Origin of the sequence: Pseudomonas cichorii, from assembly GCF_003700275.1 — a bacterium.
Taxonomy (GTDB): Bacteria; Pseudomonadota; Gammaproteobacteria; order Pseudomonadales; family Pseudomonadaceae; genus Aquipseudomonas; species Aquipseudomonas cichorii_B.
The window spans coordinates 18,577-37,528 of the sequence record NZ_RBRE01000040.1 but is presented as its reverse complement, the minus strand read 5'-3'; the positions used below and the strand labels follow the sequence as shown (position 1 = coordinate 37,528).

The following is an 18,952-nucleotide window of genomic DNA, read 5'->3' as shown; positions in this document are numbered from 1 at the left end:
AGGGCCGGTGAAAATCAATAAATATTCATTGACTTCACTGGTGGTGTCGCCAGCAAGCTGCCTTCCACAGACTGATCAGTCAGCCAGACGCCAGGTCGTACCGCCCTTGCCATCTTCCAGCACTACGCCCATGGCCGTGAGCTGGTCGCGGATGCGGTCGGATTCGGCCCAGTTCCTGGCACTACGAGCATCCAGACGCGCCTGGATCAAGGCTTCGACTTCAGCCGCATCAACCCGCCCTTCAGCACCGGCACGCAGGAAATCCTCCGCTTCGAGCTGCAACACGCCCAGGACACTGGCCAGTTGCTTGAGACGTGCCGCCAGACCCGCAGCCGCTGCCTGATCGCTGTCACGCAAACGGTTGATCTCACGCACCATCTCGAACAGCACAGCACAGGCTTCAGGCGTGCCGAAGTCATCGTTCATCGCCGTGGTGAAACGCTCGACGAACGCTTCGCCCCCCGCAGGCTCGGCCACCGGCAAGCCCTTGAGCGCGTGATAGAAACGCTCCAGCGCGCTCTTGGACTCTTTCAGGCTGTCTTCGGAGTAGTTGATCGCGCTGCGGTAGTGGCTGGACACCAGCAGGTAACGCACCACTTCCGGATGGTATTTAGCCAGCACGTCGCGAATGGTGAAGAAGTTGTTCAAGGACTTGGACATCTTCTCGCCATTGATGCGAATCATGCCGCAGTGCATCCAGGCATTGGCGTAAGTCTTGCCGGTCGCGGCTTCGCTCTGGGCGATCTCGTTTTCATGGTGCGGGAATTCGAGGTCGCTGCCGCCGCCATGAATGTCGAAGGTTTCACCCAGGCAGCAGGTGGACATTACCGAGCATTCGATATGCCAGCCCGGACGCCCCGGCCCCCATGGCGACTCCCAGCTCGGCTCACCAGGCTTGACGCCTTTCCAGAGCACGAAATCCAGTGGATCGTCCTTGGACTCGTCGACTTCGATACGCGCACCGATGCGCAGGTCTTCGATCTTCTTGCGCGACAGCTTGCCGTAGCCCATGAACTTGCCGACGCGGTAGTACACGTCGCCATTGCCCGGCGCGTAGGCATAGCCCTTGTCGATCAGGGTCTGGATCATGGCATGCATGCCAGGAATATGATCGGTGGCCCGCGGCTCCATGTCCGGCTTGAGGATATTCAGACGCGCTTCGTCCTCGTGCATGGCATCGATCATGCGCGCTGTCAGCGCGTCGAACGATTCGCCGTTGTCACGGGCACGATTGATGATCTTGTCATCGATATCGGTGATGTTGCGCACGTAAGTCAGGTCGTAACCGCTGAAGCGCAACCAGCGGGTGACCAGGTCGAACGCAACCATGCTGCGGCCGTGGCCAAGGTGGCAGAAGTCGTACACGGTCATCCCGCAGACATACATGCGTACCTTGTTGCCATCCAGCGGCTTGAAGACTTCTTTGCTCTTGGTGAGCGTGTTGTAGATCGAAAGCACTTGGCTAACCTCAGCTCCAGGAATCCCGCAATGTCACTGTGCGGTTGAATACCGGACGACCTGGTTTCGAGTCCTTGATGTCGGCACAGAAGTAACCTTCGCGCTCGAACTGGAAACGGTCTTCCGGTTGCGCTTGCCCCAATGAAGGTTCAGCACGACAACCACTCAGTACTTGCAGGGAATCGGGATTGATGTTTTCCAGGAACGTGGCGCCGTCTTCGGCCTTGTCAGGCGTCGGCGAGCGGAACAGGCGGTCGTACAGGCGCACTTCGCACTCGACGCTTGCAGCCGCCGGAACCCAGTGAATCACACCCTTGACCTTGCGACCTTCCGGGTTCTTGCCCAGGGTGTCGGGGTCGTAGGAGCAACGCAGCTCGACGATATTACCGTCGGCGTCCTTGATGGCTTCGTCGGCACGGATTACGTAGCTGCCGCGCAGACGGACTTCACCGGCCGGTTCCAGGCGCTTGTAGCCTTTTGGCGGCTCTTCCATGTAGTCGTCGCGATCGATGTAGATCTCGCGAGCGAACGGCAGCTCGCGCACGCCCAGGTCTTCCTTGGGGTGGCGTGGCAGTTCAAGCTTCTCGACCTGACCTTCCGGATAGTTGGTGATCACGACTTTCAATGGACGCAGCACGCACATGGCCCGTGGCGCATTGCGGTCCAGATCGTCGCGGATGCTGAATTCGAGCATCGCGAAGTCGACCACGCCATCGGAACGGTTGGTGCCGACCATTTCGCAGAAGTTGCGGATCGAAGCCGGGGTGTAGCCACGACGGCGGAAACCCGACAGGGTCGACATGCGCGGGTCATCCCAGCCACTGACGTGCTTTTCATCGACCAGTTGCTTGAGCTTGCGCTTGCTGGTGACGGTGTAGCTCAGGTTAAGGCGCGAGAATTCGTACTGGCGCGGCTTGCTCGGCACCGGCAGGTTGTCCAGGAACCAGTCGTACAACGGACGATGGCCCTCGAATTCCAGGGTGCAGATCGAGTGAGTGATGCCTTCGATGGCATCGGACTGGCCATGGGTGAAGTCATAGTTGGGGTAGATGCACCACTTGTCGCCGGTCTGGTGGTGATGCGCATGACGGATGCGATACAGGATCGGGTCGCGCATGTTCATGTTTGGCGAGGCCATGTCGATCCTGGCGCGCAGTACGCGGGCGCCATCCTCGAACTCACCGGCTTTCATGCGGGCGAACAGGTCCAGGTTTTCCTCGACGCTGCGCTCACGGAACGGGCTGTTCTTGCCCGGCTCGGTCAGGCTGCCGCGGTACTCGCGGGCCTGCTCGGGGGTCAGATCGTCGACATAGGCCTTGCCCGACTTGATCAGCTCGACCGCCCAGTCGTGCAACTGGTCGAAATACTGCGAGGCGTAGCGCACTTCGCCAGCCCACTCGAAACCCAGCCACTTGACGTCACTCATGATGGCGTCGATGTATTCCTGGTCTTCCTTGGCCGGGTTGGTGTCGTCGAAACGCAGGTGCGTCGCGCCACCGAACTCGTTGGCCAGGCCAAAGTTCACACAGATCGACTTGGCATGACCGATGTGCAGATAGCCATTAGGCTCCGGCGGAAAGCGGGTCACGATTTGGGTGTGCTTGCCTGAATCCAGGTCGGCCTGCACGATCGGACGCAGGAAATTGGTAGGGACGACAGGGCCTGCCTTTGAATTCGCAGCGGGTTCTGGAGTGGGCTTGCTCATAGGATCCTTGGACATACAGGTGCGCGGCCAGGGTAGGCCGACTAAATCAAAGCGCTTATCATAGCCGAAGCTGTCAAGCCCCTGACAACAGAGTGCGCATTTGAAGGTAGAAAAGCAGCAAAAAACCTGAAATATGTAACCTCCCCTGTAAACTGCGCGTCAGGGTGATACTGCGCCCATTCATGAATGCCAAAAGAGCGACTTTCGATATGTCCAAAGTAAAACTGACCACCAACCACGGCGACATCGTTCTGCAACTGAATGCAGAGAAGGCGCCGCTGACCGTAGCCAACTTTATCGAATACGTTAATGCTGGCCACTACAGCAACACCATCTTCCACCGTGTCATCGGTAACTTCATGATCCAGGGCGGCGGTTTCGAGCCAGGCATGAAAGAGAAGAAAGACAAGCGCCCAAGCATCCAGAACGAAGCCAACAACGGCCTGCCGAACAAGAAGTACAGCGTTGCCATGGCCCGCACCATGGAGCCGCATTCGGCTTCCGCTCAGTTCTTCATCAACGTGGCTGACAACAGCTTCCTGAACCACAGCGCACCGACCGTTCAAGGCTGGGGCTATGCCGTATTCGGTGAAGTGGTCGAAGGCAATGACGTAGTCGACAAGATCAAAGGCGTTGCAACCACCAGCAAAGCCGGCCATCAGGACGTTCCGTCCGAAGACGTGATCATCGAGAAAGCCGAGATCGTTGAGTGATACTGCTGATCTCCGACCTGCATCTTGAGGAAAAACGCCCGGATATCACTCGGGCGTTTCTGGATCTACTCTCTGGCCGGGCCCGCACTGCCACGGCGCTGTATATCCTCGGGGACTTCTTCGAGGTCTGGGTCGGCGACGATGCCATGTCGCCGTTCCAGAGCTCGATCTGCCAGGCCCTGCGCGAACTGAGCGACAGCGGCACCCAGGTTTTCCTGATGCACGGCAACCGCGACTTCATGATCGGCAAGGCGTTCTGCAAGGCCGCCGGCTGTACCCTGTTGAACGATCCCAGCGTCGTGCCACTCAATGGCGAGCCGGTGCTGTTGATGCATGGCGACAGCCTGTGCACCCGCGACGAAGGCTATATCCGCATGCGCCGCTACCTGCGCAATCCGTTGAGCCTGTGGATCCTGCGGCATCTGCCCTTGAACACCCGACACAAGCTGGCACGCAAGCTGCGCAACGAAAGCCGGGCGCAGACTCGCATGAAAGCCAATGACATCGTGGATGTCACCCCCGAATTCATACCTCAGGTGATGGAGCAATATGGCGTCCGCACCCTGATTCACGGGCACACCCATCGCCCGGCCATTCACAAGCTGCAGATCGGCGACCAGACCGCACAGCGCATCGTGCTGGGCGACTGGGACCGCCAGGGCTGGGCCTTGCAGGTGGACGAACAGGGCTTTTCGCTCAATGCGTTCGATTTTCCGCCTGAGCAGATGGTTTTGCTGGATTGAAGCCTGTGCAGGAGCGGATTCATCCGTGAAGACTATGTTCCAGGCGCCACATAGTGACTGGATGTACCAGCCTTTTCGCGAATGAATTCGCTCCAACAGTTATTTCGCCAAGCCGGCTCAATGCCCTCCTCCGGCTGCCGGCCCGGCCTTGGCGGCAAATGGCGGCCTGGCCATCCACACCAACAGGATCAGCCCCGCGAACACCCAGCCCAGCATGTAGAAATAATCCACTGTGGACATCATGTAGGCCTGGCTGTTGAGCGTCTGCTCCAGTTGCGCATAAGCCTGCGGGCTTGCACCACCCAGGCTATTGAGCGCGTCGCGGGTGGCAGGCTCGAAGGTGCTGATGTTCTCACTCAGGTAGGCGTGATGCTGATCGGCACGACGGATCCAGATCCAGGTAGTCAGTGAGGCCGCGAAGCTGCCGCCCAGGGTCCTGAGGAAAGTCGCCAGGCCGGAGCCATCGGCAATCTGCTGTGGCGGCAGGTCCGAGAGCAGAATGCTCAAGGTCGGCATGAAGAACAGCGCCACGCCAATGCCCATGAACAGTTGCACCAGCGCCACATGCTCGAAATCCACTTCATTGGTGAATTGCGCGCGCATGAAGCAGCTCAGGCCCATGGCCAGAAAAGCCATGCCCGCCAGCAGCCGCAAGTCGAAACGGTGCGCATATTTGCCGACAAAGGGCGACATCAATACCGGCAGGATACCGATGGGCGCCACCGCCAGCCCGGCCCAGGTGGCGGTATAGCCCATCTGGGTCTGCAGCCACTGCGGCAGTAGCAGGTTGATGCCGAAGAACCCGGAATAACCGCCGATCAGCACCAGCGTACCGATCCTGAAATTGCGATACGCAAACAGCCGCAGGTTGACGATGGGATGCTTGTCGGTCATTTCCCAGATCACGAACACTGCCAGCGCCACAATCGAAATCAGCGAGCCGACCACGATGAAGTTCGACTCGAACCAGTCCATGTCATTGCCCTTGTCGAGGACAATCTGCAAGGCACCGACACCGATGATCAAGGTCAGCAATCCGACGTAATCCATTGGCTGGCGACTGGTACTCACCGGGCGCCTGGCCATCTGGGAGCGAACCACCCAGACTGCAAACAGGCCAATCGGGATATTGATGAAGAAAATCCACGGCCAGCTGTAGCTGTCAGTGATCCAGCCGCCGAGAATCGGCCCGGCAATCGGCGCGACCACCGTGACCATGGCCAGCAGCGCCAGCGCCATTCCCCTTTTCGCAGGCGGATAAACCGCAATCAACAGGGTCTGGGTCATCGGATACAGCGGCCCGGCCACCACGCCCTGCAGCACCCGGAAGCCGACCAGTTCCGGCATCGACTGGGAAATCCCGCACAGGAACGAAGCCAGCACGAACAGCATGGTCGCCCACAGGAACAGCTTGACCTCTCCGAAGCGGCGGCTGAGCCAGCCGGTCAGTGGCAAGGCAATCGCATTGCTGACCGCAAACGAGGTGATAACCCAGGTACCCTGCTCCGAACTCACGCCCAGATTCCCGGAAATGGTCGGCAAGGCGACGTTGGCGATGGTGGTGTCGAGCACCTGCATGAAGGTCGCCAGCGACAGGCCGATGGTGCACATCAGCAGACTGGGCGGCGTAAACGAGGCTGGAGCGTTGTTGCTCATCGCAAATCCTTTGACACGAAAGCGATGCCCCGGCCGAAAGGTCGGGGCTTGCGGATTGGCGGATCAGCGCTGGGCAGTCGATTTGCTGCCCGATGCACTGTTGTCATGAATCAGACGCGCGATCATGGCGTCGGCATCGGCCAACTGCTCGGCATAGATGTTGGTGCTGAACGAGGCTTTCTTCGGCGGCTGCTGAGCCAGTACGGGGCCACTCTGGTCATGCAGATTGACATCGACCGTGGTCGACAGACCAATGCGCAGCGGATTGTTCGCCAACTGCTCGGGATTGATATGAATCCGCACCGGCACCCGCTGGACGATCTTGATCCAGTTACCGGTCGCGTTCTGGGCCGGCAACAGGGCAAAAGCGCTACCGGTCCCGGCTCCCAGGCTGTCGATAGTGCCGCTGTATTTCACCTGGCCGCCATACAGGTCCGAGGTGATTTCCACCGGCTGGCCGATGCGCATCTTGCCCAGCTGGGTTTCCTTGAAGTTGGCATCGATCCACAACTGATCCAGCGGGATAACGGCCATCGTGGCTGTGCCCGGCTGAATTCGCTGGCCCAGTTGCACCGTGCGTTTGGCCACATAGCCGGTAACCGGCGACACCACGGTGGTACGGGCATCGGCCAGATAAGCCTGACGCAGTTGCGCGGCAGCAGCCTTCACGTCCGGATGCGAAGACACTACGGTGTCGTCCACCAGCGCCACGCTGCTGGCCAGTTGTTGCTGGACATTGTTCAACGCGCTCTGGGCACTGGTCAGGTCATCCTTGGCGTGGGACAGCTCTTCCTGGGAAATCGCCCCGCCCACAGCCAGGCTGCGGCGCCGGCTGTAGTTGTCCTGAGCCTTTTGCACCTCGGCCCGTTGCGCCGCCAGTTGCGCCTTCATGCCATCGACGTTGCTGTAGAGCCCGCGCACCTGACGTACCACCTTGGCCAGATTGGCTTCGGCGCTTTGCAGACTGACTTCGGCGTCGCTGGGGTCGAACCTGATCAGCACCTGGCCTTCACGCACCAGATCACCGTCGTCGGCGCCGATGCTGATGACCGTGCCGGTAGTCAGCGGGGTGATCTCGACGACATTGCCATTAACGTAGGCATCGTCGGTGCTTTCACTCCAGCGGCCATAGAACTCATGCCAGGCCCAGACACCCGCCGCGCCAGCAATGACGATCAAGGCGAGCACCAGCAGCATGAATCTGCGCTTGCCCGGATTGCTATCCTGCTGCGAGTCGACAGATGTTTTTTCAGTAGTGGCAGTAGCCATGACGATTACCTTGTAGTCGGTGAAGCAGTAATTGCTGGATATCGAGGTGTTACCGGGCGATGTCGGCGGCTGCCGCTCATTTCGTTCCCGTGGACTTGAAACTCAGGCGTGTAAGGGTGATGTGGTCGTCGGCGGCCACCAGCACCTTGGTCAGGATTCGCTGCAGGGTTTCGACTTCTTCCGTGTCCAGAACGGCAAAAGTGTCGTTCATGGCGTCGGCACCGATCTGCGGCAGCAGGTCCGACAGTTTTCGCCCCTGCTCGGTCAGGGCCAGATGCACCTGACGCCGGTCGGCTGCCGAGCGGCTGCGCACGATCAACTCCTTTTGCTCCAGGCGGTCGAGCATCCGCGTCATCGAGCCACTGTCGAGGGACAGGTGCCGACACAATTCGACGGGGGTATCGAGCGAAAACTGGGCAATGATGATCAGCACCTTGAACTGCGAAAAGGTGACGTCGTAGGGCAGTAAATACTTGTCCAGCATGCGGTCCTTGAGGGCATTGGTGCGACCGACCAACAGGCCTATCAGGCTGGAATCGAAATTATCGGACGTGAAATGTTTCAAGGATTCACCACAAAAGCTGCTTAGGCAGTAATGTGGCGATATTACTGCTCAGGCAGCTAATGTCAAAGCATTTGTTAGCTAGCTAACTAAAACTTCATAAAAAAACGACCGCTGGCAAGGCGGTCGTTTTGGGGTAAGCCGGCAAGCCTTTTCAGGCAGCGACAGGTACGCCGCTGTGGAAGCGGAATTCTTCATCGGGGCTTTCGATCAGTTCGCGTTCGGCCAGACGGATTTCTTCGATCTTGGCGTCGACATCGGCCTTGTCACCGTAGGTGTAGGCCAGTTTCAGGTAATCCTGGAAATGCCGGGCTTCGGACTTCAGCAGGCCGGCGTAGAACTTGGCCAGCTCTTCGTCCAGATGCGGCACCAGTGCAGCAAAACGTTCGCAGGAGCGGGCTTCGACGATGGCACCGACAATCAGCGCATCGGTCAGTCGATAGGGATTATGGTTGCGTACCAGCTTGCGCAATGAACCGGCGTAACGCGCCGAACTGACGTTGGCCATCGGGATTTCGCGCTTGCGGATGATGCTCAGCACCTGCTCGAAATGCCGCAGTTCCTCACGGGCCAGGCGCGACATCTTGCTCAGCAGATCGAACTTGTCGTTGTACTGGAACATGAACTGAAACGCCGCCCCGGCAGCCTTTTTCTCGTTGTTCGCATGATCGATCAACAGAATGTCCAGATTGCGCAAGGCGGCCTGAACCCAACTGTCGGGCGTGCGGCACAGCAGGAAGGCTTCGATTTCGGGGATCGGGTACATAAGCTCACAGAGGACGAGGTTGCAAGGCCGCGCATTATACGAGGGGTGTGCGCTGGCCGCGACAGAAATGCTGTGATCCAGATCAAGCGACGTCCCGACGCACTGCAACTATAGTTGTGGGCACAATCGCCTTGTGGAGGTCAGCGCCATGCAATCGATTCGCAGCATTCTGGTGGTCATCGAACCCAACCGTACCGAGAGTCTGGCCCTGAACCGCGCGAAACTGATCGCCGGGGTCACCCAGGCTCATCTGCATCTGCTGATCTGCGACGAGGAGCATCCGCATACCCAGCAGCTCAACGAGTTGAAAAGAGCCCTGCAGGAAGAGGGCTTTACCGCAACCGCGGAGCAGCACTGGGAAGAGTCTACGCACAAGACCATCAGCAAGGTGCAGCAGGCCGAAGGCTGCGGGCTGGTCATCAAGCAGCATTTTCCCGATAACCCGCTGAAAAAGGCCCTGCTCACTCCGGACGACTGGAAGCTGTTGCGTTACTGTCCAAGCCCGGTGTTGATGGTCAAGACTTCTCGGCCCTGGACAGGTGGAGTGATTCTGGCGGCCGTGGATGTCGGTAATGCGGATGGCGAGCACAGGGCGCTGCACTTCAGTATTGTCGATCACGGTTATGACATTGCGGCCCTGGCCAAGGGGCATTTGCATGTGATTACGGCGCATCCCTCGCCCATGCTGTCGGCTGCCGATCCGGTCTATCAGTTGAAGGAGAGTATCGAGGCGCGTTATCGGGAGCAGTGTCAGGCATTCCAGAGCGAATTCGATATCGACGACAGTCATCTGCATATTGCCGAGGGTCCGGCGGATGTGTTGATTCCGTTCACGGCTCATCAGCTCGATGCCGCGGTGACGATCATCGGTACTGTGGCACGTACCGGCCTTTCCGGCGCATTGATCGGCAATACGGCCGAGGCGGTGCTCGACTCACTGGAAAGCGATGTGTTGGTGCTCAAGACCGAGGAAATCATCAGGCACCTGGAGGATCATCTTTAAGCGTCAGGAAGGCATGTTCTTTTCTGTGGGCATATCCGGAATTATCGGGTGGGGCCACTACCGGCTCCGTCTTTACGACGCTCCGGCATTGCTCCATGGGTACGTGCCGGCGGGCCATGGCGGCCTGGAGCCGAACAACCAATCAAAGAACAGACACGCTCAACCAGATAGGGGCCAAAGAAAAACCTCAAACCCCAAACGCATCCTTCAGGAAACCCGGGGCGATGTAGCGTTGGTAATGAGCTTCGGAGAGCAGGAAGAACTCGCGATCGATGGCGTCGCGCAGTTCAGGCAGCGCCCAGTCACGAAACTCCGGCAACAGGACAAAACCATAGGCCTCGACCTGATTGATGACCCGCGCCCCGCGCGCAATCAACTGATAGGCCCAACAGTATTCGGATTGATGCGCCACAAAGCGGATCTTGCGCTGAACGAGTTGCATCCGCAGTTTCTCGATATCGAAGACTTCCAGCTTGGCGGTCATTACCTGGACCAGCAGATGCTCCAGGCGCAGCCAGACCGCTCTTTTTTCGTCCTCGTTATAGCCATTCCAGTTAACCACCTCATGATGGAAACGCTTGCAGCCACGGCAGACCAGGTCCCCGTAAACAGTGGAGCAAAGGCCGACGCAAGGCGTTTTGATGATTTGATCAGGCATGGCTGGCAGGACAACGGCAGGCGAAACGAGCAGGCATGTTAGCCCTTTGTCTAACAGGGGTCACCCCCGAAGATGTAGGGGCTAACTTACCTTTAACGAAGTTTTGCCGTAGAATCGTCGTGCCTTAGATGGCGCCAATGTCCGTTAGAAGCTGTTTTCAAAGCGTCACGAGCACAGTCAAGTTAATCCCGCAGCACGGTGTCGACAGGCCGTTCCCTCATCACGAATGGCCGTGTCGACCTACAGTCCCCCCGTCCTGCAGGCGTAAAACTTTGAAAACAGCTTCGTAAGGAATTGCCGATACCCTGCCAACAAGGCTCGAAAGCCTTGCCTGGGTACGGACAATTTCTGGATGAGCGTCCCGGACACCCATTTGGGACCACTGATGAGGGTAATACTGTGCTTGAAGCCTACCGTAAACACATCGAAGAGCGTGCCGCCCAGGGTATCGTGCCCCAGCCGCTTAACGCCGAACAAACTGCAGACCTTATTGAGCTGCTGAAGAATCCCCCCGCTGGCGAAGAAGATTTCCTTGTCGACCTGATCACCAACCGCATTCCACCGGGCGTGGACGAAGCGGCCTACGTCAAGGCCGGTTTCCTGTCGGCCCTGGCCAAAGGTGAAGCCACCTCTCCACTGATCGACAAGAAGCGCGCCACCGAACTGTTGGGCACCATGCAAGGTGGCTACAACATCGAGACTCTGGTTGCCCTGCTCGACGATAGCGAACTGGCTGCGATCGCTGCCGAACAACTCAAGCACACCCTGCTGATGTTCGACGCCTTCCACGACGTCGCAGAAAAAGCCAAGAGCGGCAATACCCACGCCAAGGCAGTCCTGCAATCCTGGGCTGACGGCGAGTGGTTCAAGAAGCGCCCGGTACTGGCTGACAAGATCAGCCTGCGGGTCTTCAAGGTCACCGGCGAAACCAACACCGACGACCTGTCCCCGGCACCCGATGCCTGGTCGCGTCCGGACATCCCGCTGCACGCCCTGGCCATGCTGAAAATGGCCCGTGAAGGCATCGTCCCGGACGTACAGGGCTCCATCGGCCCGATGAAGCAGATCGAAGAAATGCGCGGCCAGGGTTTCCCTATCGCCTACGTCGGTGACGTGGTCGGTACCGGTTCCTCGCGTAAATCGGCAACCAACTCGGTACTGTGGTTCTTCGGCGACGACGTTCCCTACGTTCCGAACAAGCGTGCCGGTGGTTTCTGCTTCGGCAGCAAGATCGCTCCAATCTTCTACAACACCATGGAAGATGCTGGCGCACTGCCAATCGAATTCGACGTTTCCAACATGCACATGGGCGACGTGATCGACCTGTACCCGCATGAAGGCAAAGTCACCAAGCACAACAGCGACGAAGTCCTGACCACCTTTGAAATGAAGACTCCGGTCCTGCTCGACGAAGTTCGCGCCGGTGGCCGTATTCCGCTGATCATCGGTCGCGGCCTGACCGGCAAGGCACGTGCCGAGCTGGGTCTGCCACCTTCGGATCTGTTCAAGACTCCAGAGCAACCGGCTGCCAGCACCAAGGGTTTCACCCTGGCGCAGAAAATGGTCGGCAAGGCGTGTGGCGTAGAAGGTATCCGTCCGGGCACCTACTGCGAACCGAAAATGACCACCGTCGGTTCCCAGGACACCACTGGCCCGATGACCCGCGACGAGCTCAAAGACCTGGCTTGCCTGGGCTTCTCCACCGATCTGGTCATGCAGTCCTTCTGCCACACCGCGGCCTATCCAAAGCCGATCGACGTCAAGACCCACCACACGCTGCCTGATTTCATCATGACCCGTGGTGGTGTTTCCCTGCGTCCAGGCGACGGCATCATCCACAGCTGGCTGAACCGCATGCTGCTGCCGGACACCGTCGGTACCGGTGGTGACTCGCACACCCGCTTCCCGATCGGCATCTCCTTCCCGGCCGGTTCCGGTCTGGTGGCGTTCGCCGCTGCCACCGGCGTCATGCCGCTGGACATGCCAGAGTCGATCCTGGTCCGCTTCAAGGGCAAGCTGCAACCTGGCATCACCCTGCGCGACCTGGTTCACGCCATTCCTTACTACGCGATCCAGGCTGGCCTGCTGACCGTCGAGAAGAAAGGCAAGAAGAACGCCTTCTCCGGCCGCATCCTGGAAATCGAAGGTCTGGAAAACCTCAGCATCGAACAGGCTTTCGAGCTGTCCGACGCCTCGGCCGAACGTTCGGCTGCCGGTTGCACCATCAAGCTGGCAAAAGAACCGATCATCGAGTACCTGAACTCCAACATCACCCTGCTGCGCTGGATGATCGAGCAAGGCTACGGTGATCCTCGTACCCTGGAGCGTCGTGCCAAGGCGATGGAAGCCTGGATTGCCAATCCTGAGCTGCTGGAAGCCGACAAGGACGCCGAGTACGCCGAAATCATCGAAATCGACCTGGCCGACGTCAAGGAGCCTGTGCTCTGCGCGCCGAACGACCCGGACGATGCGCGCCTGCTGTCTTCGGTACAGGGCGAGAAGATCGACGAAGTGTTCATCGGTTCCTGCATGACCAACATCGGCCACTTCCGCGCTGCGGGCAAGTTGCTGGATCAGGTCAAGGGCCAGCTGCCAACTCGTCTGTGGCTGTCGCCGCCGACCAAGATGGACGCTCACCAGTTGACCGAAGAAGGCTACTACGGCATCTACGGCAAGGCTGGCGCACGCATGGAAATGCCGGGCTGCTCGCTGTGCATGGGTAACCAAGCACGTGTAGAACCGAACTCCACTGTGGTTTCGACTTCGACTCGTAACTTCCCGAACCGTCTGGGCGATGGCGCGAACGTCTACCTGGCTTCGGCCGAGCTGGCGTCCGTGGCTTCGATCCTGGGTCGCCTGCCAACCGTCGAGGAGTACATGAGCTACGCGAACCAGATCGACACCATGGCAGCGGACGTCTACCGCTACCTGAGCTTCGATCAGATCGCCGAGTTCCGTGAAGCCGCTGCGAACGCCAATATCCCGGTCGTTCAAGCCTAAGCACGAAACGCTGCGTTGAAAGAACCCCATCCTGGTGATGGGGTTTTTTTATGGCCCGGCACTTACTGAGTGACGTATCTACAAAAGGCTTGCCGTCATATATTTCGCATGTTAAATAATTTATTTCACATGCGAAATATATTTCATGAAGACCACCACTCACCCGATTACCTGCAGTGACGGCCAGCGCGTCGACGTCACCGTTCATAGCCACACGGAGACTGTAAAAGCCGTAGTGCAGTTGAATCCGGCGACAGGTGTCACCGAGCGCATGTATTTCCCGTTCGCGCAATACCTGGCAAGCAACGGCTTTGCGGTCATCACCTACAACTATCGCGGGGTCAGCAGAAATGGCCCGCACCCGAAAACCGTGCAGGCAGGCTTCACTGCATGGGCTGACCAAGACGTCGAAGCTGTCACCGAATGGGTGTCCGGACAATATCCGCAAATCCCTCACCTCGCGGTGGGCCACAGCTTCGGTGGGCATGCGATAGGCTTGTGCGCAAGCAGCAGCAAGCTCAGTGCGGCGGTGACAATCTGCGCCCACGCAGGATGCCTGCGATTCATAAGGCCCTGGCAGGAACGCTTGAAAGTAACGATTCTGCTGAAAATTCTGGGCCCGCTCAGCGCACGCTTTCTCGGTTACTTTCCGGGGCGCAGGCTGGGTATTGGCGAAGACCTGCCGGCAGGCGTGATGCGCGAATGGTCACGCTGGACCAGCCTTCGCCAGTATTTCTTCGATGATGCCTCGGTCAATGCACCTGCCCGCTTCGCTCGGCCAACGATGCCGATTCTTGCCATAGGCATCGATGACGATCCCTGGGCGCCTGCCGAAGCAATCGACCTGATGTCCAGCCATATGACGCGCTGTAACGTGGAACGGCGTCAGTTGGGTCCGGCTGACAGTGCCGGATCGCCAATCGGGCACCTGGGCTTTTTCCGCCAACAACATGCCGACACGCTATGGCCGATAGTGGCAAGATGGCTGGAAACGCAATTACCGAGCACTCAGAATGGCGCATGACCGTCGCTACGTATATTTGCTGAATGCGGCTCAGAAAAGCCTGTCCAGGCACATAGAACGGCATATTTCCAATCGAGCCGGTATCAGCGCAACCCAGGCCGGCGCACTGTTTGTACTCAACGAACAGGATGGTGCGCTCAGTGGCGAAGTCGCCCTGGCGCTGGATATTGCCCCGTCAGCCATGACCGGGCTGGCGGATCGCATGGTCAAGTCGGGCCTGATCGAGCGCCGCGTCGACGAGCATGACAAACGCAGCTTTCGCTTGTGGCTGACGGACGCGGGTCGAACAGCGACGTCCCAGGCAATAACCGAACTGGCGCCGTTGAATGCACGACTGACGCACGAGTTCACCGATGACGAGCTGGAGGTTGTTTCCAGATGGCTTGCGGCAGTCAGGAATCGCAGCCAGTGACCGCTTGCAGCGCCATCAGTCACCACTGCGCCGATCAATGACCGGCGCATGTTGCGTCATCAGTTCGGCGACCCAGTCGATGAATACCCGCACCTTGATGCTGATATGCCGGTTTGGCGGAAAGGCCACGTACATCGGCATCGAGTCCATGCGCCAATCCGTGAACAGCGCCACCAGTTCACCACGCTCCAGCGGCGCCTTGGCCATATAGTCCGGCAACCAGAGCACTCCGCTGCCGGCCAGGCCTGCCGCGAGGTAGGCAGTGCCATCGTCCACCGCCAACGCATAACGCCCCTGGATGTGCAGACTTTCAGCGTCACGGTGCATGGCATACGGCAGTGCCTTGCCGGTGCGCGCCCACAGAAAGCCGATCACACGATGATCCGAGTCTTCCAGATCACGCGGATGCAAAGGCGTGCCGAGTCGTTGCAGATAGCTGGGCGCTGCATACACGCCAAGCCGCAGATCGCCGATGCGTCGGGCCATCAGCGACTGATCGGTCAGCTCGCCGCCGCGAACCACGCAATCCACATTTTCACCAATCAGATCCACGATACGATCGCTGACGCCCATGTCGATCTGGATGTCCGGGTAGCGGGCATGAAACTCAGGCAGTGCCGGCATCAGGATCAGGCTGGCAAACGGACTGGGCACGTCAACCCGTAACCGCCCTCGGGGCAAGGTCGATGCGCTGGACAGGCTGGTCTCGGCGTCATCCAGGTCCGCCAGCAGCCTGACTGCCCGCTCGTAAAACACCGCACCGTCGGCAGTGAGGTTGACCCGCCGTGTCGTGCGGTTGAGCAACTTGACCCGCAGCCGGGCTTCGAGCTGCTGGACCAGTTGCGTGACGCTGGTCTTGCTCACGTGCAGAGTATCGGCCGCCCGGGTAAAACTGCCCGCCTCCACCACCCGGACAAATGCCTGCATCGCATCGAAACGGTCCATTTCCACCCCGAATAACAACTGGATTGTTTGGTTTTTACAAACAGTGCTGGCTACAGTTGCTGGTTTATCGCCCGAAGACAAGCCCTTAAAGTTTCTCCATCGTCAATTACAGGCCGGTTCCGGCCTCTCGATGGAGATCAAATCATGAGCAAGCGCGATGTCGTTTTCCCGGCCGGCCGTCAGGCCCTTTATGAACGCAATCGCTATTCACCCGCGATCCGCTCCAATGGCTTTCTGTTTGTGTCCGGACAGGTCGGCAGCAAAGAGGACGGTTCACCCGAGGAGGATCTGGAAATCCAGGTCAGGACTGCATTCAACAACCTGAACGCAATCCTCAAGGAAGCCGGCTGCACCTTCGATGACGTGGTGGACGTCACCGTATTCATGGTCGACCCCGAGTCGAAGTTCGAGAAGATCTGGGGGGTAGTCCCGGAGTTCTGGGGTCAGGCGCCACACCCGACAGTGACCGCCGTGGGTGTGACCTGGCTGTATGGTTTTGATTTCGAGATCAAGGTAATTGCCAGGGTGCCAGAGATCACTGGAAGCTAAGCCCGCTGCGGGCAAGCGTGCTCCTGCTTTCAGACTGAAGCAGGAGCGGATTCATACTCAACTTATTTGCATCGGCAACTTCAGCCTCTTACAGGCATTCATGCGCCACCCGCTCGAACCGGGAAGAAATTGGCGTCGCTGCCAGCAACTGACGCTCATACAAGAAAATTTTCCCACCTTTCGGCGCCTTGTAGGCTTCCATTACATTGTCGGCTGCAACCGCGCTGGGAACGATGATCTTGTAGTGCCGCTGGGATTGCGACAATACCGGAGCCAGTGAATGCTCCTGCAACTTGGGCATGACGCATTGCACATACTCATCAGGCGCCTTGCTGGTTTGCAAGATGAGCGACGGTTGATTCGGAGCGGAAATACAGCCAGCCAGCAATGAAAAACCCACGGCAACAAGCGGGGCAAGGAAAAAGCGCATGAGCGGAACCCTGAAATAAAGATCGGCTCATTGAGCCATGTATTCAATGTGCGTATTTTCCATTTTTATCGAAGAAAATAAAACCTGTGTTTTTTGATAGTCACTATCGGCACCACAGATACATGTCTTGATACGCTGCCGATAGTCGACTATCAAACGGGCAAGTTGGTTACTTATAACCCGGTATGCCTTTCGCAAGTACATCGCCACTGACCATGCGCGACAGGTGTTGCAGGGCCTGCAGGCGGCGGCAATAGGCATCGGCATTACCGTAGATCAACTCGACGTGCAGGCTGTCGATAACCGCCATGAAGGTTTCAGCCAGCACTTCGCTCATCGGCTCCGGAACTTCCAGATTCGCGGCGCTCAAGGCGTGCTGGAAGTGGCTGCGGATAGAGGCCAGGTAATCATTGAAACCGTTCATGACGGTGTCCTTGAGCGGCTGCGGAGGATAAAACGCCGCCCTCAACAAGAACCGCAAAGACTCATTGGCATAAAAGCGATCGCGCAGATTGTCGATATAGAACTCGCCGGGCGTCTTGCTCGATGTTCGGGCCACTGCGAACTGAGTTTCCACGTAATCGGATTCTGCCTGCAGGGCAAGTTGAAGCGTGACTTCGTAAAGTGCGTCCTTGCTCGCAAAGTGCGCATACAACGAAGCCTTTTTTATTCCCGCGCGCACTGCAATATCGTTGAGCGATGCCGCGTCATAGCCATGCTCGGCAAACTGGTCCAGGGCAAGGTAGGCAATTCGTTCGGCAGCGGGAGTTAAAGCGTTGGCAGTCATCTTTCAGTCCTGAATCAGTGTCCGGCGAGATTGAAGTTTTCGCCAGCATCACGCGGGAGGCTTAGTTTGGTCAGCAGGCAGGCCAGCAATGCGCTGAACGTCAGCAACATTGTCCAGGCTACAGGCCCATGGATCAGCACCAATGCCGAGATCGGGGTCGCACTGGACGAAACGGACAACTGGAAAGCCCCCAGCAGCGCAGCAGTGGAACCCAGCGCCCGCTCCTGCGACGACATCACCAGCGACATGAGCGTGGATTCCGCAATCCCCAGACCAAACAGCGCCACCGCCATGCCCAGCACGATACCGGGCAAACCCAGGCCTGTCAGGGTCGACGCCAGAGCGATTGCAGCGCCGCCCGCCATACAGGCCACGCCCAGCAGTGAAAGACGGCTCAAGCCGACCCGGCTGACGAGTTTTCCGGCCAACATGGCTCCGATCAGAATCGCCACACCGGTGACCCCGAACAGCATGCCAAACGACTGCGCACTCAGCCCGTAGGTTTCCTGGTAGACCAGCGTGGCTCCGCCAATGTAGGCAAACAGAAAGAAGAACACCACAGCCACGGCGAGGGTCGGCCGCAAGAAGCTGCGATCCCTGGCAATTGCCCGGTAGGTGCGGCAAGCGGCCCCGAAGCTCAGCGGTTCCCTGGCCTTGGCGTCCAGGGTTTCAGGCAGCGAAAACCAACTGTTGCAGAACACCGCCAGACCGAAAAACGCCAGGACCAGCATCACCGCACGCCAGCCGAAATGCGCGTCGATAAAGCCGCCCAGTGCCGGGGCGATGATCGGGGCTACGCCTTCAATGGTCATCAGCAAGGCAAACAGTCGGGTCGCGGTAACCCCTTCGCTGACATCCCGCACCATGCTCATGATTACGACCAGCGTCAGAGCACTGCCAAGGCCCTGGACAAAGCGAAATGCAATGAGTGTTTCCAGGGTTGGAGCCCAGGCCGCGCCGAGCGAACAGATCGTGAACAGCGTCAGGCCGGCCAATAAAGGTCTGCGTCTGCCCCAGGCGTCAACAATAGGGCCAAAGAGTAATTGGCCTGCGCCCATGGCCAGCAGAAAGAAGGTCAGGGTCAGTTGCACACTGGCGAAGCTGGTTTGATATTCACGGGCAATTTCGGGAAGGCTGGACAAATACATGTCGACAGCTGAAGGCCCAAGGGCCCCGATAAGTCCTAATCCAATCGCCAGTCTGACGGGAACCCGGCTGGTTTTTCGCGCATCCATAATCCCTATACCCCAAAAACAACCTACCGGTCGGTAG

17 protein-coding genes and 1 pseudogene are annotated in these 18,952 nt (G+C 58.5%); 7 read left to right on the top strand and 11 right to left on the bottom strand.

The window, feature by feature from the left end; all coding sequences use genetic code 11:
- Positions 1–75: 75 nt before the first annotated feature.
- Positions 76–1,458, bottom strand: coding sequence for a cysteine--tRNA ligase (gene cysS, locus ALQ04_RS10800; protein WP_122315757.1), 1,383 nt, complete (start codon positions 1,456–1,458; stop codon positions 76–78).
- A 10-nt stretch (positions 1,459–1,468) separates the two neighbouring features.
- Complete coding sequence (locus ALQ04_RS10795) at positions 1,469–3,163, bottom strand: glutamine--tRNA ligase/YqeY domain fusion protein (protein WP_122315756.1); 1,695 nt, start codon at positions 3,161–3,163, stop codon at positions 1,469–1,471.
- 209 nt (positions 3,164–3,372) lie between these two features.
- Between ALQ04_RS10795 and ALQ04_RS10785 the strand changes: the two genes are divergently transcribed.
- Together ALQ04_RS10785 and lpxH are read left to right on the top strand one after the other, a co-directional pair.
- Positions 3,373–3,876, top strand: coding sequence for a peptidylprolyl isomerase (locus tag ALQ04_RS10785; RefSeq protein WP_122315754.1), 504 nt, complete (start codon positions 3,373–3,375; stop codon positions 3,874–3,876).
- Complete coding sequence (gene lpxH / locus ALQ04_RS10780) at positions 3,873–4,619, top strand: UDP-2,3-diacylglucosamine diphosphatase (RefSeq protein ID WP_122315753.1); 747 nt, start codon at positions 3,873–3,875, stop codon at positions 4,617–4,619. Before ALQ04_RS10785 ends, lpxH begins: the two co-directional genes overlap by 4 nt.
- A gap of 117 nt (positions 4,620–4,736) precedes the next feature.
- Here lpxH and ALQ04_RS10775 read toward each other — a convergent pair.
- From ALQ04_RS10775 to ALQ04_RS10760, 4 genes and pseudogenes are all read right to left on the bottom strand, one after another.
- Positions 4,737–6,296: pseudogene (locus ALQ04_RS10775) on the bottom strand (DHA2 family efflux MFS transporter permease subunit); the annotation flags it as partial.
- Between the two features lie 42 nt (positions 6,297–6,338).
- A complete protein-coding gene (locus tag ALQ04_RS10770; protein ID WP_122315751.1) occupies positions 6,339–7,544 on the bottom strand; it encodes an efflux RND transporter periplasmic adaptor subunit in 1,206 nt (401 codons plus the stop codon).
- A gap of 76 nt (positions 7,545–7,620) precedes the next feature.
- Positions 7,621–8,109 (bottom strand): MarR family winged helix-turn-helix transcriptional regulator, encoded by a 489-nt coding sequence (locus ALQ04_RS10765; protein WP_122315750.1) that lies wholly within the window; start codon positions 8,107–8,109, stop codon positions 7,621–7,623.
- 151 nt (positions 8,110–8,260) lie between these two features.
- Complete coding sequence (locus ALQ04_RS10760; RefSeq protein ID WP_122315749.1) at positions 8,261–8,872, bottom strand: tRNA-(ms[2]io[6]A)-hydroxylase; 612 nt, start codon at positions 8,870–8,872, stop codon at positions 8,261–8,263.
- Positions 8,873–9,020: 148 nt separating this feature from the next.
- On the opposite strand from ALQ04_RS10760, the gene ALQ04_RS10755 reads away from it, so the two are divergent.
- The gene (locus ALQ04_RS10755; protein ID WP_122315748.1) at positions 9,021–9,875 is read left to right on the top strand and encodes a universal stress protein; all 855 of its coding nucleotides are present in this window, start codon (positions 9,021–9,023) and stop codon (positions 9,873–9,875) included.
- A gap of 187 nt (positions 9,876–10,062) precedes the next feature.
- Here the strand turns inward: ALQ04_RS10755 and ALQ04_RS10750 are convergent, their stop codons facing one another.
- Complete coding sequence (locus ALQ04_RS10750; RefSeq protein WP_122315747.1) at positions 10,063–10,533, bottom strand: DUF1289 domain-containing protein; 471 nt, start codon at positions 10,531–10,533, stop codon at positions 10,063–10,065.
- Between the two features lie 399 nt (positions 10,534–10,932).
- On the opposite strand from ALQ04_RS10750, the gene acnB reads away from it, so the two are divergent.
- From acnB to ALQ04_RS10735, 3 genes are all read left to right on the top strand, one after another.
- Positions 10,933–13,533 (top strand): bifunctional aconitate hydratase 2/2-methylisocitrate dehydratase, encoded by a 2,601-nt coding sequence (gene acnB, locus ALQ04_RS10745; RefSeq protein WP_122315746.1) that lies wholly within the window; start codon positions 10,933–10,935, stop codon positions 13,531–13,533.
- 145 nt (positions 13,534–13,678) lie between these two features.
- The gene (locus ALQ04_RS10740; protein WP_122315745.1) at positions 13,679–14,557 is read left to right on the top strand and encodes an alpha/beta fold hydrolase; all 879 of its coding nucleotides are present in this window, start codon (positions 13,679–13,681) and stop codon (positions 14,555–14,557) included.
- Positions 14,547–14,969, top strand: coding sequence for a MarR family winged helix-turn-helix transcriptional regulator (locus ALQ04_RS10735; RefSeq protein ID WP_122315744.1), 423 nt, complete (start codon positions 14,547–14,549; stop codon positions 14,967–14,969). Before ALQ04_RS10740 ends, ALQ04_RS10735 begins: the two co-directional genes overlap by 11 nt.
- 15 nt (positions 14,970–14,984) lie before the next feature.
- On the opposite strand, the gene ALQ04_RS10730 is transcribed toward ALQ04_RS10735, so the two are convergent.
- Positions 14,985–15,914 carry a LysR family transcriptional regulator gene (locus ALQ04_RS10730; RefSeq protein WP_122315743.1) on the bottom strand — a complete coding sequence of 310 codons (930 nt, stop codon included), beginning with the start codon at positions 15,912–15,914 and terminating at the stop codon, positions 14,985–14,987.
- Between the two features lie 144 nt (positions 15,915–16,058).
- Between ALQ04_RS10730 and ALQ04_RS10725 the strand changes: the two genes are divergently transcribed.
- Positions 16,059–16,463, top strand: coding sequence for a RidA family protein (locus ALQ04_RS10725; RefSeq protein ID WP_122315742.1), 405 nt, complete (start codon positions 16,059–16,061; stop codon positions 16,461–16,463).
- A gap of 88 nt (positions 16,464–16,551) precedes the next feature.
- Here the strand turns inward: ALQ04_RS10725 and ALQ04_RS10720 are convergent, their stop codons facing one another.
- From ALQ04_RS10720 to ALQ04_RS10710, 3 genes are all read right to left on the bottom strand, one after another.
- Positions 16,552–16,893 carry a hypothetical protein gene (locus ALQ04_RS10720; RefSeq protein WP_122315741.1) on the bottom strand — a complete coding sequence of 114 codons (342 nt, stop codon included), beginning with the start codon at positions 16,891–16,893 and terminating at the stop codon, positions 16,552–16,554.
- Between the two features lie 169 nt (positions 16,894–17,062).
- Positions 17,063–17,680 (bottom strand): TetR/AcrR family transcriptional regulator, encoded by a 618-nt coding sequence (locus ALQ04_RS10715; protein WP_122315740.1) that lies wholly within the window; start codon positions 17,678–17,680, stop codon positions 17,063–17,065.
- A gap of 14 nt (positions 17,681–17,694) precedes the next feature.
- Complete coding sequence (locus ALQ04_RS10710; RefSeq protein WP_122315739.1) at positions 17,695–18,915, bottom strand: multidrug effflux MFS transporter; 1,221 nt, start codon at positions 18,913–18,915, stop codon at positions 17,695–17,697.
- Positions 18,916–18,952 lie beyond the last annotated feature (37 nt).

What these genes read in the sequence shown, in the direction of transcription:
- ALQ04_RS10720 (WP_122315741.1), bottom strand. Translation starts at nt 16,893, where the DNA reads ATGCGCTTTTTCCTTGCCCCGCTTGTTGCCGTGGGTTTTTCATTGCTG.
- ALQ04_RS10715 (WP_122315740.1), bottom strand. Translation starts at nt 17,680, where the DNA reads ATGACTGCCAACGCTTTAACTCCCGCTGCCGAACGAATTGCCTACCTT.
- ALQ04_RS10750 (WP_122315747.1), bottom strand. Translation starts at nt 10,533, where the DNA reads ATGCCTGATCAAATCATCAAAACGCCTTGCGTCGGCCTTTGCTCCACT.
- ALQ04_RS10755 (WP_122315748.1), top strand. Translation starts at nt 9,021, where the DNA reads ATGCAATCGATTCGCAGCATTCTGGTGGTCATCGAACCCAACCGTACC.
- ALQ04_RS10740 (WP_122315745.1), top strand. Translation starts at nt 13,679, where the DNA reads ATGAAGACCACCACTCACCCGATTACCTGCAGTGACGGCCAGCGCGTC.
- ALQ04_RS10710 (WP_122315739.1), bottom strand. Translation starts at nt 18,915, where the DNA reads ATGGATGCGCGAAAAACCAGCCGGGTTCCCGTCAGACTGGCGATTGGA.
- ALQ04_RS10785 (WP_122315754.1), top strand. Translation starts at nt 3,373, where the DNA reads ATGTCCAAAGTAAAACTGACCACCAACCACGGCGACATCGTTCTGCAA.
- ALQ04_RS10760 (WP_122315749.1), bottom strand. Translation starts at nt 8,872, where the DNA reads ATGTACCCGATCCCCGAAATCGAAGCCTTCCTGCTGTGCCGCACGCCC.
- ALQ04_RS10725 (WP_122315742.1), top strand. Translation starts at nt 16,059, where the DNA reads ATGAGCAAGCGCGATGTCGTTTTCCCGGCCGGCCGTCAGGCCCTTTAT.
- ALQ04_RS10730 (WP_122315743.1), bottom strand. Translation starts at nt 15,914, where the DNA reads ATGGACCGTTTCGATGCGATGCAGGCATTTGTCCGGGTGGTGGAGGCG.
- ALQ04_RS10735 (WP_122315744.1), top strand. Translation starts at nt 14,547, where the DNA reads ATGGCGCATGACCGTCGCTACGTATATTTGCTGAATGCGGCTCAGAAA.
- ALQ04_RS10770 (WP_122315751.1), bottom strand. Translation starts at nt 7,544, where the DNA reads ATGGCTACTGCCACTACTGAAAAAACATCTGTCGACTCGCAGCAGGAT.
- ALQ04_RS10795 (WP_122315756.1), bottom strand. Translation starts at nt 3,163, where the DNA reads ATGAGCAAGCCCACTCCAGAACCCGCTGCGAATTCAAAGGCAGGCCCT.